Here is a 19,584-nt window from a genome sequence, read left to right on the forward strand (position 1 = left end):
TATACGCGATCGCCGATCTGCAAATCTATTCGCCCCGCTTCGTATCCGGTACGAGCACGATGAGCGCGAGAGATGCAATATAGGGCAGCGCGATCAAAAGAGGAGAGGCGATGTTTTGAAAAACGTTTTGCAAGTTCGCCGCAACATACTCCGCCGCACAGAGCACGATCACTGCCAGAATCGTACCCCATCCCGTCCGCCTGCCTAAAAATACGGCCGCAAGGGCAAGCCATCCGCGTCCGCTTGAAATATTCGGCACGAACGACGAAAGCCTGAACGACAGTATGCAGCCGGCAAGGGAACCGTAAAAAGCTGCGATGCACCACGCCCCCGTCCTGCACGACGACACATCGATGCCGCGCGACACGAGAACGTCGGCATCTTTTCCGGTGATGCGGATGTAGAGTCCGTATTTTGTTCCGTACAAGAATGCGAAGCCCGCCGCCATAAACACAAGAGCGACGACTCCCGTCCAAAGGCGTGCACTCGCTGCAGGAAACGAAAATAGAGGAGAGGTGAGTACGCCGCGGGTGCCGAAAAGCGCGACGGAGATGACGGATGCGAGCGCACCGGTAAAAAGATTTAAACCGAGAGACGCCAAAAAGGGATTTGCGTGAAGCGATTCCACGGCGCGGATCGAAACGAATATGATGAGCGTACAGCAGAAGACTGAAAGGAAAACGCCTGCAATAAACGAACCGGTCAATACGCTGAACGCATAACAGAAAAATGCCGAGAGATTGATGATGCCGTCGAGAAAAACCGCCATGCGGCCGGAGTATTCGCTTGTGAGCGCGCCGAACGACGCCAAAAGCAGGGGTGCGGATAAAAGCGCTATGCTAAAGACCGCGTTTTGCATGCCGCATACCTCCCGCATATTTGACGGCGATACACGAAAGCATGACGCCTTGAATGAGAGAGCCCATATCGAAGCCGAAGTTATTGTTGAGCGCAACCCTGTTTGCCGACGTAAAAAGCCACGAGAGCACAAGACTTGCCGGAACGATCATTGCAGGATTTGAATTTGCGATGAGCGCACACGAGAGCGCATTCCATCCCATACCGCCGTAAAATCCCGCGTGGCACGTGTAGTACGTTCCCGCAACGGCGATAAAACCCGCAAGCCCGTGAAGCGCGCCTGCCGCTGCGAGCGTCGCATAGAGCGTGCGGCTTTGCCGATAGCCCGAATATTTTGCAAACTCTTTCGATATACCCGTGATCTGAAGGTGTCTTCCGCTTACCGTGCGGTATTTGACGTACCATACCGCGCCGCACAGTGCAATCGGAATAAGCGCCAAAGCCGAAAGCGGGGATGGATTTAAAATATGCGCAAAGCGAAACCGCTCCGCGATAAACGGTGTCGCAAGAAGATTGTTCGTTTGTCCGCGGAACTTTCCCGCGATAAGCGAATCGATAAACGGAATCGCCGCCGCCGAAACGAGAAAGGACGTGAGAAGTACGTCGGCGTTTTTTAATTGTCGAAGAGATGCCGATACGAGGGCCATCGCGGCGGGAAGCAAAAGAGAGGCGGCAAAGGCGGCAGCCGTAACGAAGACGGGCGGCCATCCGACGGGAAGCGTAAAGACGACGGCTGCGGCAAATCCTCCGGCATAAATCTGACCTTCACCGCCTAAATTGTATTCACCCGCCGCGAGCACGATCGCGTCTCCGAGCGCGCCGCAAGCGAGGAGGGCTGCCGTATTGAGCACGCTTCCGAAATAGTAGCGCGACGTAAAAGAGCCCCCCAAAAAATCGAGGGCGGAAACGAGGGTGCGCGAAAAGAGAGCGAGGACTGCGACGGTGAGAACGAGACCTGCGATAACGGGGAGCGCATCGAATATTGTTAATTTTTTCACGCAGCCTCCCGCACTTCGCGGAGAGCGCCGCCTTCGAGTACGTAGTGCGCCGTACAGAGCGCTTTCGGAAATTCCGACGACGAAAGCACGATGACGACGGCGCCGCGATGTGCAAAGTTTAAAAGCAGCTCCTGCGTACGTTCGGCAGCTTTGCCGTCGAGTCCTTGCAGCGGCTCACACGCAATGATCAGATTCGGATCGTTTTCGAATTCGCGCGCGAGGATCAAACGCTGCAGCATGCCGCCCGAAAGAGATGCCGCTTTTTCATCGGGCAGAATGGAAACCTTCGCTTTTTCTATCAGTCGCTTCGTATATTCGTCCGCGCTCTTTCCGCCGTACATTGCGCATAAAAGCTGTTCGATCGAAAGGTCGGGATTCGACGCGCGGAACGTTCTGTCCGACGGGATGATAGCCGTACGGAGTTTCGCTTCGGTTCGTAAAAAATACGGCGTCCACTTTCCCGATTTGAGATCGATGCATAAGCTTCGTTCCGCCGTTTTGATGCGGCACAATCCCGCCGTACGCGCGCTTTCCATACCCGTGATGACGTTTTCAAGCGTGCCGAGTCCGCTTTCGGGCAATCCCTCGATGAGGGTAATGCAGCCGCTCTTCGCAGTAAATGACACGTCGAAAAGAGCCGGTCGCTTTTTCGGCCGCACGCCGATATGCTCGAACGAAATGCAATCGTCGCCCGCCCTTTCCGCCCGAACGGCATGAAGGTGCACGGTTTCCGATTTCGTCTTCAGCGCATACAGCGCGCTCCGCTCATAATATTCGGCACCCTTCCCCTTTTGCAACACAGTTACCGTATCGGTATAGCGAGAAGCTTCCTGCATGATGTGCGTGATGACGATGATATTCATACCCGCATCTGCAAGTTCGCGGATATTTGCATAGAGGGAAACCCTCTGTTCCCTGTCGAGCAGCGCGGACGGCTCGTCGAGGATGAGCATGAGAGGTTCGCGTATAAGGGCAGATATGAGCGCCGTATAAAAGCGTTCGTCCCCGCCAATATGCGCGGCGAGAGCGCGGAAGTTTAAGTGCGGCGCCCATTTCGATTTTAACAATTCCGCGCGCGAAAAGATTTCACCTTTTTTGAGCTTTTTTCCCGCAGCTCCGTATTCCGTTCCGAGGAGAATGTTTTCCCATACACTGATACCGTCGGCGATGAGCGGCCTCTGACGCACACAGACGATACCTGAGCGAAGAGCATCGCGCGGAGAAGAAAAATGTACGGCCTTTCCGTCGATGAGGATCGTACCGCCGTCGGCTTCGAGCGCGCCGCTTAAAATAGCCGCCGTCGTCGATTTTCCCGCGCCGTTTTCTCCGAGCAGCGCGTGAATCATACCGCCCTGAAAGACGAGGGAAATGTCGTCGAGTACCGTTTTGTGCAGATACCGCTTGGAAATATGTTCGAGCGCAACGTTCATAGTAAATTAATTAATAAAAATTTGTCATGTCAATTTTGCGGAAGAACGAGCGTACCGTTTTCTATGCTCGCGACGACGTCACGCATCTTTGCGCGCATTTCATCCGTGACCGCTTCGTTTTTGTGATCCGGCGCATCCTGCACAAAGTGCACGAAGCCGTCCGCGACGCCGACGGTTTTCGCCGTACCCCATTCGGTTTTTCCTGCAAGGTAATCGACCGTTACGTTTTCCGCCATCTTCGATTGATCGAGCGGTGTGCACGATATGATATTGTCCGGCGCACGATCGAAACTCGCGTTATCGAAAAATGCGAGATATTTTCCCTTTTCCTTCGCCGCGTTGATGACGCCTTGCGATGCCCCTCCGCAGATCGGAAGAATCACATCGACTCCGGAAGAGTACATCGCGTTTGCAAATTCGGCGCCCTTCGTCGCATCGTACCAGTTACCGACGACGCGGAAATCGACTGTCGTACCCGGGCAAGCAGCTTCCGCGCCTTCTTTGTAGCCCGGAACTATGACGCCGTTCATGACCGGATATTCCTGCCCCGCAATGAGACCTATCTTTTTAGACTTCGACATGAGGCCCGCCATATAGCCTGTCATATACGACTGTTCGTGCTGATTGTAGCGTACGGTTGCGACCGACGAGTTTCCCGACTTATAGGCGTCGAGAAGGATAAACTTTTGATTCGGAAACTGCACGGTAAGCGGTTCGACGAGTTCCGGCAGAGACGGGTTCGACGAAATGATGACGCTGTATTTTTGCTCCGCTGCGAGGGCGGTGAGCTTTGCCGACCATTCGGCTTGGTTTGTTCCCGCTTCGAGTACCGTGACTGAAGCCTGTGCGCTTCCGTCTTTTCCGTCGTTATACGAAGCGACGGCATGCTGTACGCCTTCGGCGAGCATCGCGTAGATGGGGCTGTCGGCTATGATACCCGGCACAAAGACTGCAACTGATAAAGTTTGTGTTTTTTTTGCACCGCACGAAAACAAAGCGAAGGCGAATGCGGCAAAAACTGCAGCATATATCGATTTTTTCATAAAACAGTAAACCTCTTGCCGACAAATATAGTTTTATATAAAACTTTTGTCAAGCCGTAGCAGAATAAAAAAACGCTGACGCCCGCGACGCACACCCGACAGGGGGCGCACGCACACTCCCCCTCCGCCGCACATAAAAAAACGCCGCCCACGGACGTGAGCGGCGCGCTTTGAAAGATTTTCGGTTCGCCAAAAACTACCAGCGGTAGTGCGCGAACGCTTTGTTCGCTTCGGCCATTTTGTGCGTATCTTCTTTTTTCTTGAACGCGGTGCCCGTGCTGTTGTACGCATCGAGCAGTTCGGCGGCAAGCGTTTCGGCCATGCCGTGTCCGTTTCTGTTGCGCGCAGCGGTGATAATCCAGCGCATCGCAAGCGCTTCTTTGCGCACGTCGCGGATTTCCACCGGAACCTGATATGTTGCGCCTCCGACGCGGCGGGATTTTACTTCCACCATCGGCTTGACGTTTTCGAGCGCTTTCAAAAACACTTCGAGCGGATCTTTGTCGGTTTTCGCTTTTAAATTATCCATCGCCGTGTACATGAGGCGCTTGCACGTTTCTTTTTTGCCCTGCAACATCATACGCGTGATGAATTTCGAAACGACTTTGCTGTTGTATTTTACGTCCGGCATAACGGGACGGTCGATCGATTTTTTATGTCTTCCCATTTTCCGTTCCTCCGTTAGGCTTTAGCGCGTTTTGCACCGTATTTCGATCGGCCGCGTTTGCGTCCGTCGACACCGAGCGTATCCTTCGTACCGCGGATGATGTGATAGCGCACACCCGGCAAATCCTTTACACGTCCGCCGCGCACGAGCACGACCGAGTGTTCCTGCAAATTATGTCCGATGCCCGGAATGTATGCGGTCACTTCCATACCGTTGCTGAGGCGCACACGCGCGATTTTCCGAAGCGCGGAATTCGGTTTTTTCGGCGTCATCGTCATAACACGAGTGCACACGCCGCGTTTTTGCGGACACGAATCGAGAGCGGGCGCTTTCGTTCTGTTTGCGCTCGACTTGCGTCCCTGATGAATCAACTGATTAATTGTAGGCATTGCCTATCTCCTATCGCAATAATTAATAATCTTTAACAAAATCCCGGTCAGCACCCCGGAACACAAGCCCTCGTTATCCTGAAAAACGAGGGAATTATATCATACTTCATTCCCTCATCTCTCGTCAATAGCTCAATCGGCTTCCGGCTCTTCCGCATCGAGCGCGGCATCCTCTTCGGTCATGCGCAGCGCTTCCTGCTCTTTTTCGATACGGCGACGTTCGAGAATTTCAGCCATCTGAATATCCAAATCTTTGTCGCTTCCGTCGAAGAGTTTGATATTGCGGTAGTTTCTGATGCCCGTTCCCGCGGGGATCATGTGGCCGATCGCAACGTTTTCTTTGATGCCGTGCAGATAATCGGTCGAACCGGAAATCGCGGCGTTCGTGAGCACCCTCGTCGTCTCCTGGAACGATGCCGCCGAAATAAAGGAATCGACGCCGAGAGAGGCTTTTGTGATTCCTTGGAACATCGGTCTGCCGGTAGCGGGCTCTCCGCCTTCATCTTTGACCCGTTTGTTCTCTTCGTGGAATTTGTATTTATCCACCTGCTGACCGTAAATAAAGTTCGTATCGCCGACCGTGACGATTTTCACTTTGCGCAGCATCTGCCGCACGATGATACCGATGTGCTTGTCGTTGATATCGACGCCCTGAGCGCGGTACACCTGCTGGATTTCATCCATGAGGTAATTCTGCAGCGCGTTTTCACCGAGTATGGCAAGGATGTCGTGCGGGCTCGGTGAACCGTCGCACAACGGCTCTCCCGCTTCCACATGGTCGCCGTCGCGCACGAGCATACGCTTGTTCATCGGAACGGCGTGCGCTTCCTGTTTGCCGAATTCGTCTTCGACCGTCACCATACGCTTGCCTTTGATGATCCCCTTGAATTTGACAAGGCCGGAAATATTTGCGAGCACGCACGGATTTTTCGGTTTACGCGCTTCGAAGAGTTCGGAAACGCGCGGAAGACCGCCGGTGATATCGCTCGATTTCGCGGCGACTTTCGGCAATCTTGCAAGCGTAACGCCCGCGGAGATCTGCTTTTTGTCATCGACGTTGAGGACGGCACCCGCCGGCAGATAATAGCTTCCGAGTTCGTTGCCCGCTTCGTCGGTGATGAGGATGCGCGGCTGTTTTACGTCCAAGTGCAAATCGGTGATGATGCGTTCGATGTTTCCCGTCTGTATATCGTGCCGCTCTTCGAGCGTCGATCCGACGATGATATCTTCGAAGTGTACGTAGCCGTCGCTTTCGGCGATGATCGGTTCGCTGAACGGATCGAACTCGCCGATGGGTTTTCCCGCCGAGACGATATCGCCCGTTTTAACATAGATCGTCGAACCGTTTGCGATTTCGACTTTTACTTCGCTGCTCGTCAAATAGACCGTATCGCCGATGATCATTACCTTTGCGTCGGCGGCTGCTTTTACTTCTCCGCTTTTCATCGTCATGACGACGCTGCCCTTTAAGATGCGGCCGCCGTCTTTTACTTTGACGGACGCGTCTTTTCCGATTTTGATTTCGTCGATGATGCGGATGACGGTCATAAAGCCTTTACGCGTAAAGAGCCACTTGCCGCCTTTTATCTCTACGTGCGTACCCGTGATGTCTTTGATAAAGGCGTTGAATTTGAGAACGATGTGGTTTTCTTCCGTCGTCTTTTCGGCAGCCCCTCCCGAGTGGAAGGTCCTGAGCGTAAGCTGCGTACCCGGCTGTCCGATCGACTGAGCGGCGATGATACCGACGGCTTCTCCGATTTCGACGATTTTGTTCCGCGCGAGGTTCTGTCCGTAGCAGCGCACGCAGATGCCGTGGTGCGCTTCGCACGTGAGTACGGTGCGCAGCTTTACTTTTTCTACGCCCGCTTCATCGATCTTTTTCGCCAAATCTCCGTCGATATAGCGGTTGACGTCGCACAAGAGTTCTCCGGTAATCGGATGGATGACGCGCTCTATCGTGTAGTGCCCCACGATGCGCTCGGCAAGCGGGACGATCACTTCGTCTCCGTCTTCGATCGCCGCATAGTCGATGCCGTTTATCGTACCGCAGTCGTCTTCGTTGACGACGACGTCCTGCGCAACGTCGACGAGCCGCCGCGTCATATAACCTGCGTCCGCGGTTTTGAGCGCGGTATCGGACAAACCTTTTCGAGCGCCGTTCGTCGAAATAAAGAATTCGATAACGGACAAACCTTCTTTAAAGTTCGAGCGGATCGGCAGTTCGATGATGTCGCCGTTCGGTTTTGCCATAAGACCGCGCATCGCCGCAAGCTGCGAAATCTGTTTCGGAGAACCGCGCGCGCCAGACTTTGCCATCATATAGATCGTGTTGAAGCCGTCTTTGTCTTTGGCGAGGTTGTCCATCATTATCTTTGAAAGTTCGTCGTTCGTTCTCGCCCACAAGTCGGTAACTTTTTGATAGCGCTCTTCGGCGGTGATGATACCTTTCGAATACTGTCCGACGATCTCTTCGACTTCTTTGTTCGCTTTGTCGACCATCTTTTTCTTTTCGTCGGGAACGAGGATATCGTCCATGGAGAGCGTCGCGCCGTAGAACGTCGCATTTTTATAGCCGCACGCTTTGATCGCGTCGAGCATCTTTATCGTGAGCCAGGGGCCCTTCGTGTGATACACGTGCTCGATCATTTTGCGCAGCTTTTTGTCGTCCATCTGCTCGTTCACGTAGTCGACTTCGTCCGGCATCTCTTCGTTGAATGCGAGGATGCCCGCCGTCGTTTCGATCACTTTGCCGTTGTACGGAGCCTTTTGGACGGGCGCTTTGATCGCCGCCTGCCATTCGATGCTGCCGTATTCGGCGGCCATACGCGCTTCGTCGCTCGAACTGAAGCGCCTGCCGGTACCCTTCGCATTCGGCTTGACCGACGTCATATAGTAGATGCCGAGCACCATGTCCTGAGACGGGTAGACGATCGTATTGCCGTTTGCGGGATCAAGCAGGTTGCGCGCCGAAAGCATGAGCGTCCAGCACTCCATCTGCGCCGCCTGCGTCAGCGGCACGTGGATCGCCATCTGGTCGCCGTCGAAGTCCGCGTTGAACGATTTGCACGCGAGCGGGTGCAGTTTGATCGCTTTGCCTTCGACGAGTATCGGTTCGAATGCGAGGATGCCGAGCCGGTGCAGCGTCGGCGCGCGGTTCAGCATAACCGGATGTTCGCGCACGACTTCATCGAGGATCGCGTACACTTCCGGAGATTCCTGTTCGACAAGCGTTTTCGCTTTTTTGATATTGAACACGACGTCTTTATCGACAAGCTTTTTCATGATAAAGGGCTTGAAGAGTTCGAGCGCCATCTTTGTCGGAAGTCCGCACTGCCACAAATGCAGTTCCGGTCCGACGACGATGACCGAACGCCCCGAATAATCGACGCGCTTTCCGAGCAGGTTTTGGCGGAATCGTCCCTGCTTTCCTTTAAGCATATCGCTGATCGATTTGAGCGGACGGTTCGACGCGCCCTTTACGACGCGCTTTCGCTTGCTGTTGTCGAAGAGCGCATCGACGGCTTCCTGCAGCATACGCTTTTCGTTTCTGATGATGATATCGGGAGCCGAAAGCTGCTGAAGTCTCTTTAAACGGTTGTTGCGGTTTATGACGCGACGGTAGAGATCGTTTAAGTCGGACGTTGCAAAGCGGCCGCCGTCGAGCTGCACCATGGGGCGGAGATCCGGCGGGATGACGGGAATGACGTCCAAAATCATCCAGCTCGCTTTGTTGCCCGATTCGCGGAAATGCTCGACGATTTCGATGCGCTTTAAAAGCCGCTTATCGCTCTTTTCGCCCTTTTCGATCATCTTCGCGCGGAGTTCTGCGGCGAGGGCGTCGAGGTCGAGCCCTTCGAGCAGCGTTTTGATCGCTTCGGCGCCCATATCCGCGGTAAAGGTTTCGCCGTAGCGTTCACGCGCTTCGTTGTATTCGTCTTCGGTCAAAAGCTGCATCTTTTTCAAATCGGTGTCGCCCGGCTCTATGACGATGTACTTTTCGTAATAAAGCACCGAGCGCAAAGCCGCAACCTGCAGATCGAGCAGGAGTCCCATGCGGCTCGGCACCGAGCGGTAGTACCAGATATGGCTCACCGGAGCTGCAAGCTCGATATGTCCCGTGCGTTCGCGGCGCACTTTAAAATCGGTCACTTCGACGCCGCAGCGGTCGCAGATGACGCCCTTATAGCGGATCGATTTGAATTTTCCGCAATAGCATTCCCATTCTTTTGTCGTACCGAAAATGCGTTCGCAAAAGAGTCCGTCTTTTTCCGGACGCAGCGTACGGTAATTTATCGTTTCGGGTTTTTTCACTTCGCCGTACGACCACGCGCGGATCGTATCGGGAGAAGCGAGTTTTATTTTAAGGCTGTCGAAATCCTGAATATCACGCATTGGCATTCTCCTTGTCAAAACCGGAAGCGGCTTTATCGATCAATTCCTGATCGCGTTCCGTCAGGGCGATCTGCTTGCCCTTCGCATCATAAATCGTAAAGTCGAGCGCAAGACCGCGCAGCTCCTGTACGAGTACGTTGAACGATTCCGGCACTCCGGCGGGAGACGACGGGTCGCCTTTGACGATCGACTCGTAAATCTTCGAACGGCCGTTCATATCGTCCGACTTGATCGTCATCATCTCCTGCAATGTGTTCGCCGCGCCGTAGGCTTCGAGCGCCCACACTTCCATTTCGCCCAAACGCTGACCGCCGAACTGCGCTTTGCCTCCGAGCGGCTGCTGCGTAACGAGCGAATAGGGACCGGTCGAACGGGCGTGCATTTTGTCGTCGACGAGGTGGTGCAGCTTCATAAAGTAGATGACGCCGACGAAGATCGGATTGACGAAGGGAACTCCCGTGCGTCCATCGTGCACGATCTGTTTGCAGTCGGGAGAAAGGCCTGCTTCTTTGAGTTTTTCCGCGATCTGTTCCTGACTCGGCGTTTGGAATGCGGGGCACTCGTAGTACTGACTCAAATAGCGGCCGGCCATGCCGAGTTCGCTTTCCATGATCTGTCCGATATTCATACGGGACGGAACGCCAAGCGGATTCAAGCAGACGTCGAGAGGCGTACCGTCTTCGAGGTACGGCATATCTTCGATCGGAAGGATGCGCGCGACGACGCCCTTGTTTCCGTGGCGTCCGGCCATCTTGTCGCCTTCGCAGAGCTTGCGCTTGTTTGCGATAAGCACTTTGACGACTTCGTCGACGCCGGGATTCAAATCGTCTCCCTGAGTCCTCCGCAGCCGCTGTATGTCGATGACGACGCCTTCGACGCCGTGCGGAACGCGCAGCGACGAATCGCGCACTTCTTTCGCTTTTTCACCGAAGATCGAATTTAATAATTTGAATTCGGGCGTCGTTTCGGTTTCGCTTTTCGGCGTAACCTTTCCGACCAAAATGTCGCCGCTTCTCACTTTGGCGCCGACTCTGATGATGCCTTCCACGTCGAGATTGTCGAGCGTTTTCGAAGCGGTATTCGGAACGTCGCGCGTGATCTTTTCGGGACCGAGTTTCGTTTCGCGGATTTCGATCGTAAATTCTTTTATGTGGATCGACGTGTACATATCTTCGCGAACGACGCGCTGCGAAATAAGGACGGCGTCTTCGTAATTGTATCCGTTCCACGGCACAAAGCCGACGAGGATATTGCGTCCGAGCGCAAGTTCGCCGTTGAACGTCGCAGGTCCGTCGGCAAGCACGTCGCCTTCTTTTACCGTTTCTCCGACGGAAACGGTCGGCCGCTGGTGATAGCAGGTGTCCTGATTCGTACGCTGGTATTTGAGCAGAATGTATTCGTCGAGCGGATCGGTCTTTTTTGCGCCTTCCGGTTTTACTTTGATGCAGTCGCTCGTCACCGACACGACTTCACCCGCGCGCTTGGCTTTGATGAGAACGCCCGAATCGTAGGCCGTCTTTTGCTCCATGCCGGTGCCGACGATCGGCGGTTCGGGGAACAGGAGCGGTACCGCCTGGCGCTGCATATTGCAGCCCATGAGCGCGCGGTTCGCATCGTCGTGTTCGAGGAACGGAACGAGGGATGCGGAAACGGAGATGACTTGCCGCGGCGAAACGTCTATGTACTGCACATCTTTCGGCGAGCGCTGCGTATAGTTTCCGCGGTTGCGGCATGAAATCATATCGGCCGAAAACGAACCGTCCTTGCCGATACCTTCGACGACCTGTCCGATGTAGTATTTGTCTTCGTCCATCGCGGAAAGGTATTCGACTTTGCCCGTCACTTTGCCGTTTTCGACTTTGCGGTACGGCGCTTCGAGAAAACCGTAATCGTTGATGCGCGTAAAAATCGCAAGCGAAACGATGAGCCCGATGTTCGGTCCTTCAGGCGTCTCGATCGGACACATGCGTCCGTAATGCGAATAGTGAACGTCGCGCACTTCGAAGCCCGCCCTCTCGCGGGAAAGACCGCCGGGGCCGAGCGCGTTCAAGCGCCGCTTGTGCGTAAGTTCGGCAAGCGGATTGACTTGATCCATAAACTGAGAAAGCTGCGACGAGCCGAAAAATTCTTTGACGGATGCAACGATCGGTTTGATCGAAATCAAATCCTGAGGCTTCATCGTTTCCGTTTCTTTTAAGCTCATGCGCTCTTTTGCTATGCGTTCCATACGATTGAACGCCGTCTTCAGTTGATTCGTCATGAGTTCGCCGACGGAACGGATGCGCCGGTTTCCGAGATGGTCGATATCGTCTATCTGCTCGTCGCCGATGTATACTTTGATGAGGTACTTCATCGTCTGAATGACGTCTTCGCGGATAAGCGTAAAGTCTTCGACATCGTCTTTGTAGTCGAATTTTTTGTTGAGCTTATAGCGGCCGACTCTTCCCAAATCGTAGCGGCGTTCGGAAAAGAACATGGACGCCAAATCTTTTTCGGCGGCTTCGACGGTGATCGGTTCTCCCGGCATGAGGATCTGGTACACGGCGGAAAGCGCATCCTCTTTCGTCGGCTCCATATCGACGGAACCTTCTTTGACGTAGCGCACTTCTTCACGCTCAAAGCAGTTGATGATCATCTGCGAATTGAGCGATTCGTTTTTTTCGTCGGCGCCCTTGCCCCTCGTATCGAATTTGATGACGACGATTTTGCTCACGCCGTTTGCGATGAGGTCGTCGATTTCATGCGGGTGCAAGCGGATACCGGCATTGAACAGGCGCTTTTCTTCGTTCGTATCTTTGTCGCGCAGGATAACCGCGCTCGCAAGTACCCTATCGACGAGCTTTTCTCGGGAAGCGTTATCGCTCTTTACCGGCACTTCTTCCGTCGTATAAAAACAGCGGATGATCTGCTCGCGCGTATTGTAGCCGAGCGCACGCAATAAAATCGTACCGAGGATTTTCTTTTTGCGGTCGATTTTGGCAAAGATCAATTCTTTCTTTTGATCGATTTCGAATTCGAGCCACGAACCGCGATACGGAATGATGCGGCTCGAATAGACGCCCTTGTCGTGGCAAAAGATGACACCCGGCGACCTGTGGATCTGTGAAACGACGACGCGTTCGGCTCCGTTTATGATAAAGGTGCCCCTGTCGGTCATGAGCGGGATGTCGCCCATGTATATGTCTTTTTGCAAAATGGTTCCCGTCTGAAGAAACACGAGCTTGATGACCGCTTTCAGCGGAACGGCATAGGTTAAACCTTTTTGCTTGCATTCGAGTTCGGAAAATTTAATATTGTCGAAATCGAGTTCGTACGAATCGAATTCGAGGTTCATATCGCCGTTCGGACTTTCGATCGGAAACACGGACGTAAACACTTCCTGCAGTCCCTGTTCGAGCGGCTTTTCACGATTTTTAATTTTATTTGCTTGAAGAAAACTTTCATACGACGAAGTCTGGATCGAAATGAGATCGGGTACGTCCATGAAATTGCGGATGTCTTTGCCGATGTAGCGGCGGTCGATCGTTCGGGTTTTTGCGAACATCTGGTTCCTCTATGTGCAGTCGAGCGTTCTTTCGCTACAAGGAGAAACTCTCCTCAGCACGAAAGGCGCCTCGTGTTTCCGTGTTGACTCGGAAACGGCGGGTGTGCCGCGAAACGGCGGAAAAGCGCACAGGATACATTCAAGCGCGCTTCGATTCCGCCTTTTTTCGTAGGCATTTCAATCGTTCGGAAAATCGAGAAAACCGCCCGAAAACCGAAATCTTCGAACGGCTTCGTTTCCGTGCGGAAGCCTCAAAAAAATCGATTTTTCAAGGCTTCCGTCAGATGCAAATTGCTTATTTTTTGCTTGCGGTACCGCCGGCTTCCGTGAGCTGGGCGATGATCTTGTCGGCATCCGCTTTGCTGACGCCTTCTTTGACGACTTTCGGAGCGCCTTCGACGAGCGTCTTCGCTTCTCCCAAGCCCAGTCCCGTGATTTCGCGGATCGCTTTGATAACCGGAATCTTTTTCGCCGGATCGAATTTTTCGAGCGTGATCGTAAAGTCGCTCTGCTCTTCGTCCGCCGCTCCGCCTGCTGCGCCGGGAGCTGCCGCAACTGCTACGGGTGCTGCCGCCGTAACGCCGAATTTTTCTTCCATCGCTTTGACGAGATCGGCTGCCTGCTGAACCGTCATGTTCGCAATCGCGTCGAGAATCTCTTCATTCGTAAGTGCTGCCATATTATCTTCTCCTAAAAAATAATAATTATTCGCCCCGTACGGAGCGATTCCGGCTTTGTCTTTTTAAAAAGACGACCGGTTTTATGCGGACAGTCGACAGCAATGAAGCCTGACCGCAGTTTATACACACAGTGCGGGGATTCTGCAGAACGCAGCCCCCGTATACACCTTGTACGCACGAAACGCGCACATCGAAATCCGGTATATACCGGAAAAGAGTTACGCTTCGGGAGCGGCTTCCGCTTTCGGAGCTTCGGCTGCCGCATCGGATCTCGGAGCATCCGGTGAAGCATCTCCTCCTGCCGCTTTTTTGTCGACATAGGCCTGCAGCGTCGCTGCAAGCTGGCGGGCAGGTCCGTTGATCGCGGACATAAGCATCGCGATGAGCGTCTTTTTGCCCGGAATCTTCGAAAATTCCGAAATCTTCGCCGCATCGTAAATCTCTTTGCCGATAAAGCCGCCTTTGACGTTTAAAGTCGGCGCGTCTTTCGTAAAGTCGAACAGCGTCTTTGCGACTTCGTTCGAATCTTCTTTTACCATCGCGATGACAGTCGGTCCTTTGAGGTAATCGGCAACGTTGTCGATTTTCATATCCGCAAACGCGATGCGCGCAAAATTGTTTTTCACGACTTTAAGCACTGCGCTCTGTTCGCGGAGTTTTTTGCGAAGCTGGGTAATCTGCTCGACCGTCATACCGCGGTAATCGGCGAAAATGAAGTCGTTGTAATCGGCAAATGTCTTTTTCGCTTTTTCGATCGCAGCCGTTTTTGCAGGCTGTATTTTTTTTGCTTTGACGGCCATGATTATTCTCCTTCCTTATAGTCGATCCATACGCCGGGACCCATCGTAGAGCTTAAAGACACGGTAGAGATATAACCCGCTTTCGCATCGACGGGTTTTCGTCGACGCACTTCGCTTAAAAGCACGTCGACGTTTTCCGCGACTTTGCCGGGATCCATCGACACTTTGCCGACCGCAATGTGAATGACGCCGCCTTTATCCGCGCGGAATTCGGTGCGTCCTTTTTTGAGTTCGCCGATCGCGTGAACAATGTCGTTCGTAACCGTTCCCGTTTTCGGATTCGGCATAAGACCTTTACGGCCGAGCACCATACCGAGGCGGCCGACGTCTTTCATCATATCGGGAGTAGCGACGGCGATATCGAAATCGAGCCAGCCGTCTTTTACCTTTTGAATATATTCGTCCGCTCCGGCGTAAGTTGCGCCCGCATCGAGCGCTTCTTTTGCGCGGTCATCTTTGCAGAAAACGAGCACTTTCTTTTCGGCGGTAAACTGATTCGGAAAAACGAGCGTATCGCGGACGCTGGCGTTTTTGCCGAGTTTAAGGGAAATATGCGCTTCGACCGTTTCGTCAAAAGCGGCGTATTTCATATCCTGTACCATTTTGCATGCGTCGGCGACGAGGTATTTTTTCGTAAGATCGTATTTCGCTGCAGACGCGCGATATTTTTTTCCACGCTTCATATCATGCCTCCACATCGACGCCCATACTGCGTGCAGTACCGGCGATAATTTTTTTTGCCGCTTCGAGATCGTTCGCGTTGATGTCGGGCATCTTCGTTTTAGCGATCTCCTCAAGATCTTTTTGAGAAAGCTTTCCGACTTTGTCGCGGAGCGGATTTCCCGAACCCTTTTCCAGCTTGAGCGCCTTTTTGATAAGGACGGCGGCAGGCGGGGTCTTTAAGATAAACGTGTAGGATTTGTCCTGATAGACGGTAAGAACGACGGGGATGACGAGTCCCTTTTCCATCTTTTTCGTTCTGTCGTTGAATTCCTGGACAAATTTCGGCGCGCTCACTCCGTGCGGGCCCAGCGCGGGACCGATCGGGGGCGCCGGCGTCGCAGATCCTGCAGGGCACTGCAGTTTAATGACAGCCGTAACCTTTTTTCCAGCCATAATGAACTCCTTATATTGGTATGGGTGTGCCGCATGCGGCATCCCTAGCGAAGCGCGTATGTCCGACGGACCGACGCTTCTCCCAAAACAGGTATACTCTCCTGCCGCGCCTGCGGCGGAAAGATTTTGTCCGCGCTTTTTAGACGCGGATCCTGATTCCGAACTTTGTTATATCTAGATCTTTTCAACCTGCATGAGGCTGACTTCGACGGGCGTCGCACGGCCGAAAATCTGCACCGTAACGCGGAGCCTGTCTTTTTCCGTATTCACTTCGTCGATATCCCCGCTGAACGTTGCGAAAGGACCGTCGATAATCTTCACTTTGTCGCCGACAGCGTACGACTGCTTGACGCGCACGGGCTTTTCGCCTTTTATGGCGCCGGACTTTTGCAAAAGATTTTTTGCTTCATCTGCGGAAATGGGACGCGGTCGATCGCTGGGATTCGTGCCGACAAAGCCCGTCACGCCTTGGATACGGCGGATCGCCGTACAAGTCTTTTTCCAATCAAGCTCCGGCAAATCCATTTCGAGCATGATGTAGCCCGGTAAAAATTTGTTTTTGCGCGAATGGTGTTTGCCGTCTTTTACTTCGATGATCTCTTCGACGGGAACTTTGACGTCGGTGACGACCGCGGGATCTATATCTTTCGACTCGAGCAGCAACCTGATCGTCCGCTCGATCTTCTGCTCATACCCCGTATAGGTGTGCAGAATGTACCAGTTCTTTGCCATGCAGCGCTTTCCTATCTCATGATCGCGCGGAACGCGGCGGTAAATCCCAAATCGAGCAAACCGAGTATGATGGCGACGACAAAGGTCGAAACGATAACTACGATTACGGAAGAGACGACGTCGTCACGGGACGGCCAAACGACTTTTTTAAGTTCGGCTTTACTTTCTCGAAAAAATTGAATAACCTTTGACATAGTACCCCCGCTAAAAATGACAGGCCAGGCAGGATTCGAACCCACGACAGGCGGTTTTGGAGACCGCAACTCTACCAGCTGAGCTACTGGCCTAAATGATCGGTGCCGGACTCTCGGCTCCAAACATCGAATATATACACCGCATTCGTAAAACACGATCTTACGAACACGGACAGAACGCACCGATTAAACGCAAAACGAAAAGCCGCGTAACCGGATGCGCGCTATTTTACCTTCGTTTCTTTATGGACGGTATGCTTACGATCGAAAGGGCAGTATTTGCTCAATTCAAGCTTACCCTGCGTATTTTTGCGGTTTTTCATCGTCGTATAATTTTTCCGTTTGCATTCCGTACACTGCAGCGCAATGATTTCGACAGCACCTTTCTTTTTACTCGCCATAATGATACCCCTAATGAAACAGCAGTTTCGACTGTTTGAGCCCCCGTGCAGAATCGAACTGCAGACCTCAACCTTACCATGGTTGCGCTCTACCGACTGAGCTACAAGGGCAAACGCATTTTGTAAGTATATAGAAGTGACGGTTTTGTGTCAACATCGATTTTAATTATTTGTAATTATTATCGATGTTAATTATCGTGAAAGTATCAGCTGATAAAGCTGCACGTTCTACGAGACGTCCGCTTGACTCACGCCGCTCAAAAGAGGCGTTTATTTATCCCACAGTTTTTCGGGATAATACCCCGATGCGATTTTTTTTGCGATTTCCGCTTTGACGATCGCTTTGTCTTCGGGATAAGTCATGCCGAACCAATTTTCTTCCGATGTAAAAAAACGGATGCTTCCTTTGCCGCTTTTGACGATTTCGCCTGCTGCGACAGGCAGGAGAGCTTCGGCTTTTTCGCTTTCGGCGTTGCGCGCGATAAAATCTTTCCAAAATGTATTGAACGCATCGAACGCCGCAGGAGAAAAACCGAAGAGGTTCATGCTCACCCATTCTTTTCCCGTCATCGATTTTTTTTCGCCGTCGATTTCGCTTACGATGCCTTCGCCTTCGTAATAGATTTTCAGGTTTTCGACGATGGAATCGAGGCAGCCGTCTTTTACCGTGCAGACGCCGCGGGAAACTGAACCGCTTTTGCTCATCGTATTGCCGAGCACGTAACCGACCATCGCGTGAGCGGTACTGTCATTCGCGATACCGGAAAGATAGGTGCCGATCGTTTTAAAAGCAGACCTCCCGTAATAGTCATCGGCGTTGACGACGGCAAAAGGAGAGGCGATCGCATCTTCGGCACAGAGCACGGCATGCACCGTACCCCACGGTTTTTTACGGTTTACAGACAATCGCTTTTCTTCGTCGGTAAGCAGACTGTCGTGCATTTGAAAAACGTAGCGCGCATCGAAATTGCGGGCAACGCGGTCGAACAGCCGTTCGCGGAAATCATGTTCGATATCTTTTCTGATAATATAGACGACCTTTCCGAAATCCGCCTCCTTTGCGTCGTACGTCGCGTAATCGAGCAAACATTCGTTGTGCAGCCCTACCGCGTCGATCTGCTTGACGCCGCCGTATCTGCTTCCCATTCCCGCCGCAAGAACCAATAATGTCGGTTTCATATTTCCTCCCGAACCGTTGAGTTCGCTTTACAAACTCGCACAGCACCGGCACAATCCGGCCGATATTTATTATCTTTTCGAATCGCTGCTTACGAAAGAGTCTCCAGCGCAAGCGTAATCATATTGTCAAAAGTCGTTTGGCGCTCTTCTGCCGTAGTCTCTCCGCCCGAAGCGATGTGATCGCTCACGGTAAGGATCGCGAGCGCTTTACGTCCGAACTTCGCCGCAAGCGTATACAGTTCTGCCGCTTCCATCTCGATGCCGAGCACACCGTAACGCGCCCACGTTTTCCAGTTTTCATTTTCATCGTAAAAAAGATCGCTCGACGCACAGGGGCCGACGGCGGCTTTTATGCCGAGCTTTTTAGCGCTCTCATAGGCTGCAAGCAAAAGCGAAAAATCGGCGGAAGCGGAAAAATGCAGATTGCCGAAACGCTGCGTCATAAGAGAAGAATCGGACGAAGCGGCGTTTACAAGGATAGTGTCGCGCAATTTCAAAGACGCTTGAATCGCGCCGCAGGTACCGACGCGGATCGCTTTTTGAACGCCGTAAAATTGGAAAAGTTCGTTCACGTAAATCGAAAGCGAAGGCTGCCCCATGCCCGTTCCCTGCACCGATATGCGTTTTCCTTTATAAGTGCCGGTATAGCCGAACATATTGCGCACTTCGTTATAGCGCGCGGGATTTTCCAAAAAATGTTCGGCAATATACTTTGCTCGAAGCGGATCGCCGGGAAGCAAAACGGATTCCGCGATCGCCCCCTCAGGTGCATTGATATGAGTACTCATAGTTATCGATTATAAAGCGTAATCGATGAAAAGGCAATCGGATTTTACAGGCTGTCACAGACACACGATACGCGACGAGGAACATAACGAATGCGGATCTTCGTTTTCATCAAGACGATAAGGACATCGATTGTTATTAATAGGCCGAGTTTAGAAAGTATCAACCCATAACGCTGTGCTCTCGGCTTAGCCTCGCTACCGAGTTTGCTTTGCAAACTCACCGTATATGCGCCGCAATTATCATATAAAAAAAAGCCCGGCAGCTGCCTACTTTCCCGCATTTAGAGCAGTATCATCGGCGCAAGGGAGCTTGACTTCCGTGTTCGGAATGGGAACGGGTATTTCCTCCCCGCTATGGCCACCGGGCAATAAT

Annotated in this window: 17 protein-coding genes, 2 tRNA genes and 1 rRNA gene; all 20 read right to left on the bottom strand. The window is 52.7% G+C overall.

Annotated features, from left to right (window positions below; all coding sequences use genetic code 11):
* Nucleotides 1-25: 25 nt before the first annotated feature.
* On the bottom strand, nucleotides 26-859 hold the full coding sequence (locus tag H9I36_RS11725; RefSeq protein ID WP_187385537.1) for an ABC transporter permease subunit: 834 nt from the start codon (nucleotides 857-859) through the stop codon (nucleotides 26-28).
* A complete protein-coding gene (locus H9I36_RS11730; protein ID WP_187385538.1) occupies nucleotides 840-1,856 on the bottom strand; it encodes an ABC transporter permease in 1,017 nt (338 codons plus the stop codon). Before H9I36_RS11730 ends, H9I36_RS11725 begins: the two co-directional genes overlap by 20 nt.
* Nucleotides 1,853-3,286, bottom strand: coding sequence for an ATP-binding cassette domain-containing protein (locus H9I36_RS11735; protein ID WP_187385539.1), 1,434 nt, complete (start codon nucleotides 3,284-3,286; stop codon nucleotides 1,853-1,855). The genes H9I36_RS11730 and H9I36_RS11735 overlap by 4 nt, the downstream gene beginning before the upstream one ends.
* A 29-nt stretch (nucleotides 3,287-3,315) precedes the next feature.
* The gene (locus H9I36_RS11740; protein ID WP_187385540.1) at nucleotides 3,316-4,329 is read right to left on the bottom strand and encodes a BMP family ABC transporter substrate-binding protein; all 1,014 of its coding nucleotides are present in this window, start codon (nucleotides 4,327-4,329) and stop codon (nucleotides 3,316-3,318) included.
* A 196-nt stretch (nucleotides 4,330-4,525) separates the two neighbouring features.
* Nucleotides 4,526-4,996, bottom strand: coding sequence for a 30S ribosomal protein S7 (rpsG, locus tag H9I36_RS11745; RefSeq protein ID WP_021330590.1), 471 nt, complete (start codon nucleotides 4,994-4,996; stop codon nucleotides 4,526-4,528).
* Nucleotides 4,997-5,010: 14 nt separating this feature from the next.
* Nucleotides 5,011-5,385, bottom strand: coding sequence for a 30S ribosomal protein S12 (gene rpsL / locus H9I36_RS11750; protein ID WP_016521736.1), 375 nt, complete (start codon nucleotides 5,383-5,385; stop codon nucleotides 5,011-5,013).
* 132 nt (nucleotides 5,386-5,517) lie between these two features.
* Nucleotides 5,518-9,777, bottom strand: coding sequence for a DNA-directed RNA polymerase subunit beta' (rpoC, locus tag H9I36_RS11755; protein WP_187385541.1), 4,260 nt, complete (start codon nucleotides 9,775-9,777; stop codon nucleotides 5,518-5,520).
* Nucleotides 9,770-13,321: a DNA-directed RNA polymerase subunit beta gene (gene rpoB, locus H9I36_RS11760; RefSeq protein WP_187385542.1), complete on the bottom strand. Its 3,552-nt coding sequence runs from the start codon at nucleotides 13,319-13,321 to the stop codon at nucleotides 9,770-9,772. The genes rpoC and rpoB overlap by 8 nt, the downstream gene beginning before the upstream one ends.
* 295 nt (nucleotides 13,322-13,616) lie before the next feature.
* Nucleotides 13,617-14,000, bottom strand: coding sequence for a 50S ribosomal protein L7/L12 (rplL, locus tag H9I36_RS11765; protein WP_187385543.1), 384 nt, complete (start codon nucleotides 13,998-14,000; stop codon nucleotides 13,617-13,619).
* 219 nt (nucleotides 14,001-14,219) lie between these two features.
* Entirely contained in the window at nucleotides 14,220-14,801 is a 582-nt protein-coding gene (gene rplJ / locus H9I36_RS11770) for a 50S ribosomal protein L10 (RefSeq protein ID WP_187385544.1), read from the bottom strand.
* A 2-nt stretch (nucleotides 14,802-14,803) separates the two neighbouring features.
* Nucleotides 14,804-15,484, bottom strand: coding sequence for a 50S ribosomal protein L1 (gene rplA / locus H9I36_RS11775; protein ID WP_187385545.1), 681 nt, complete (start codon nucleotides 15,482-15,484; stop codon nucleotides 14,804-14,806).
* 1 nt (nucleotide 15,485) lies between these two features.
* Nucleotides 15,486-15,917: a 50S ribosomal protein L11 gene (gene rplK / locus H9I36_RS11780; protein WP_187385546.1), complete on the bottom strand. Its 432-nt coding sequence runs from the start codon at nucleotides 15,915-15,917 to the stop codon at nucleotides 15,486-15,488.
* A gap of 174 nt (nucleotides 15,918-16,091) precedes the next feature.
* Nucleotides 16,092-16,649 carry a transcription termination/antitermination protein NusG gene (gene nusG / locus H9I36_RS11785; RefSeq protein WP_187385547.1) on the bottom strand — a complete coding sequence of 186 codons (558 nt, stop codon included), beginning with the start codon at nucleotides 16,647-16,649 and terminating at the stop codon, nucleotides 16,092-16,094.
* An 11-nt stretch (nucleotides 16,650-16,660) separates the two neighbouring features.
* Complete coding sequence (secE, locus tag H9I36_RS11790) at nucleotides 16,661-16,843, bottom strand: preprotein translocase subunit SecE (protein WP_187385548.1); 183 nt, start codon at nucleotides 16,841-16,843, stop codon at nucleotides 16,661-16,663.
* A gap of 20 nt (nucleotides 16,844-16,863) precedes the next feature.
* Nucleotides 16,864-16,936: transfer RNA gene (locus H9I36_RS11795), tRNA-Trp, on the bottom strand.
* A gap of 131 nt (nucleotides 16,937-17,067) precedes the next feature.
* A complete protein-coding gene (gene rpmG / locus H9I36_RS11800) occupies nucleotides 17,068-17,244 on the bottom strand; it encodes a 50S ribosomal protein L33 (protein WP_021330783.1) in 177 nt (58 codons plus the stop codon).
* A 38-nt stretch (nucleotides 17,245-17,282) separates the two neighbouring features.
* Nucleotides 17,283-17,355 (bottom strand) — tRNA-Thr (locus H9I36_RS11805).
* A gap of 159 nt (nucleotides 17,356-17,514) precedes the next feature.
* Nucleotides 17,515-18,423 (bottom strand): nucleotidyltransferase family protein, encoded by a 909-nt coding sequence (locus H9I36_RS11810; RefSeq protein WP_187385549.1) that lies wholly within the window; start codon nucleotides 18,421-18,423, stop codon nucleotides 17,515-17,517.
* A gap of 89 nt (nucleotides 18,424-18,512) precedes the next feature.
* Nucleotides 18,513-19,211, bottom strand: a complete 699-nt coding sequence (gene deoD, locus H9I36_RS11815; RefSeq protein WP_187385550.1) for a purine-nucleoside phosphorylase — start codon at nucleotides 19,209-19,211, stop codon at nucleotides 18,513-18,515.
* Nucleotides 19,212-19,465: 254 nt separating this feature from the next.
* A 5S ribosomal RNA gene (gene rrf / locus H9I36_RS11820) occupies nucleotides 19,466-19,577 on the bottom strand.
* Nucleotides 19,578-19,584: the final 7 nt, after the last annotated feature.

The sequence above is a fragment of the Treponema sp. Marseille-Q4130 genome, assembly GCF_014334325.1.
In the GTDB taxonomy this organism is placed as follows: domain Bacteria; phylum Spirochaetota; class Spirochaetia; order Treponematales; family Treponemataceae; genus Treponema_D.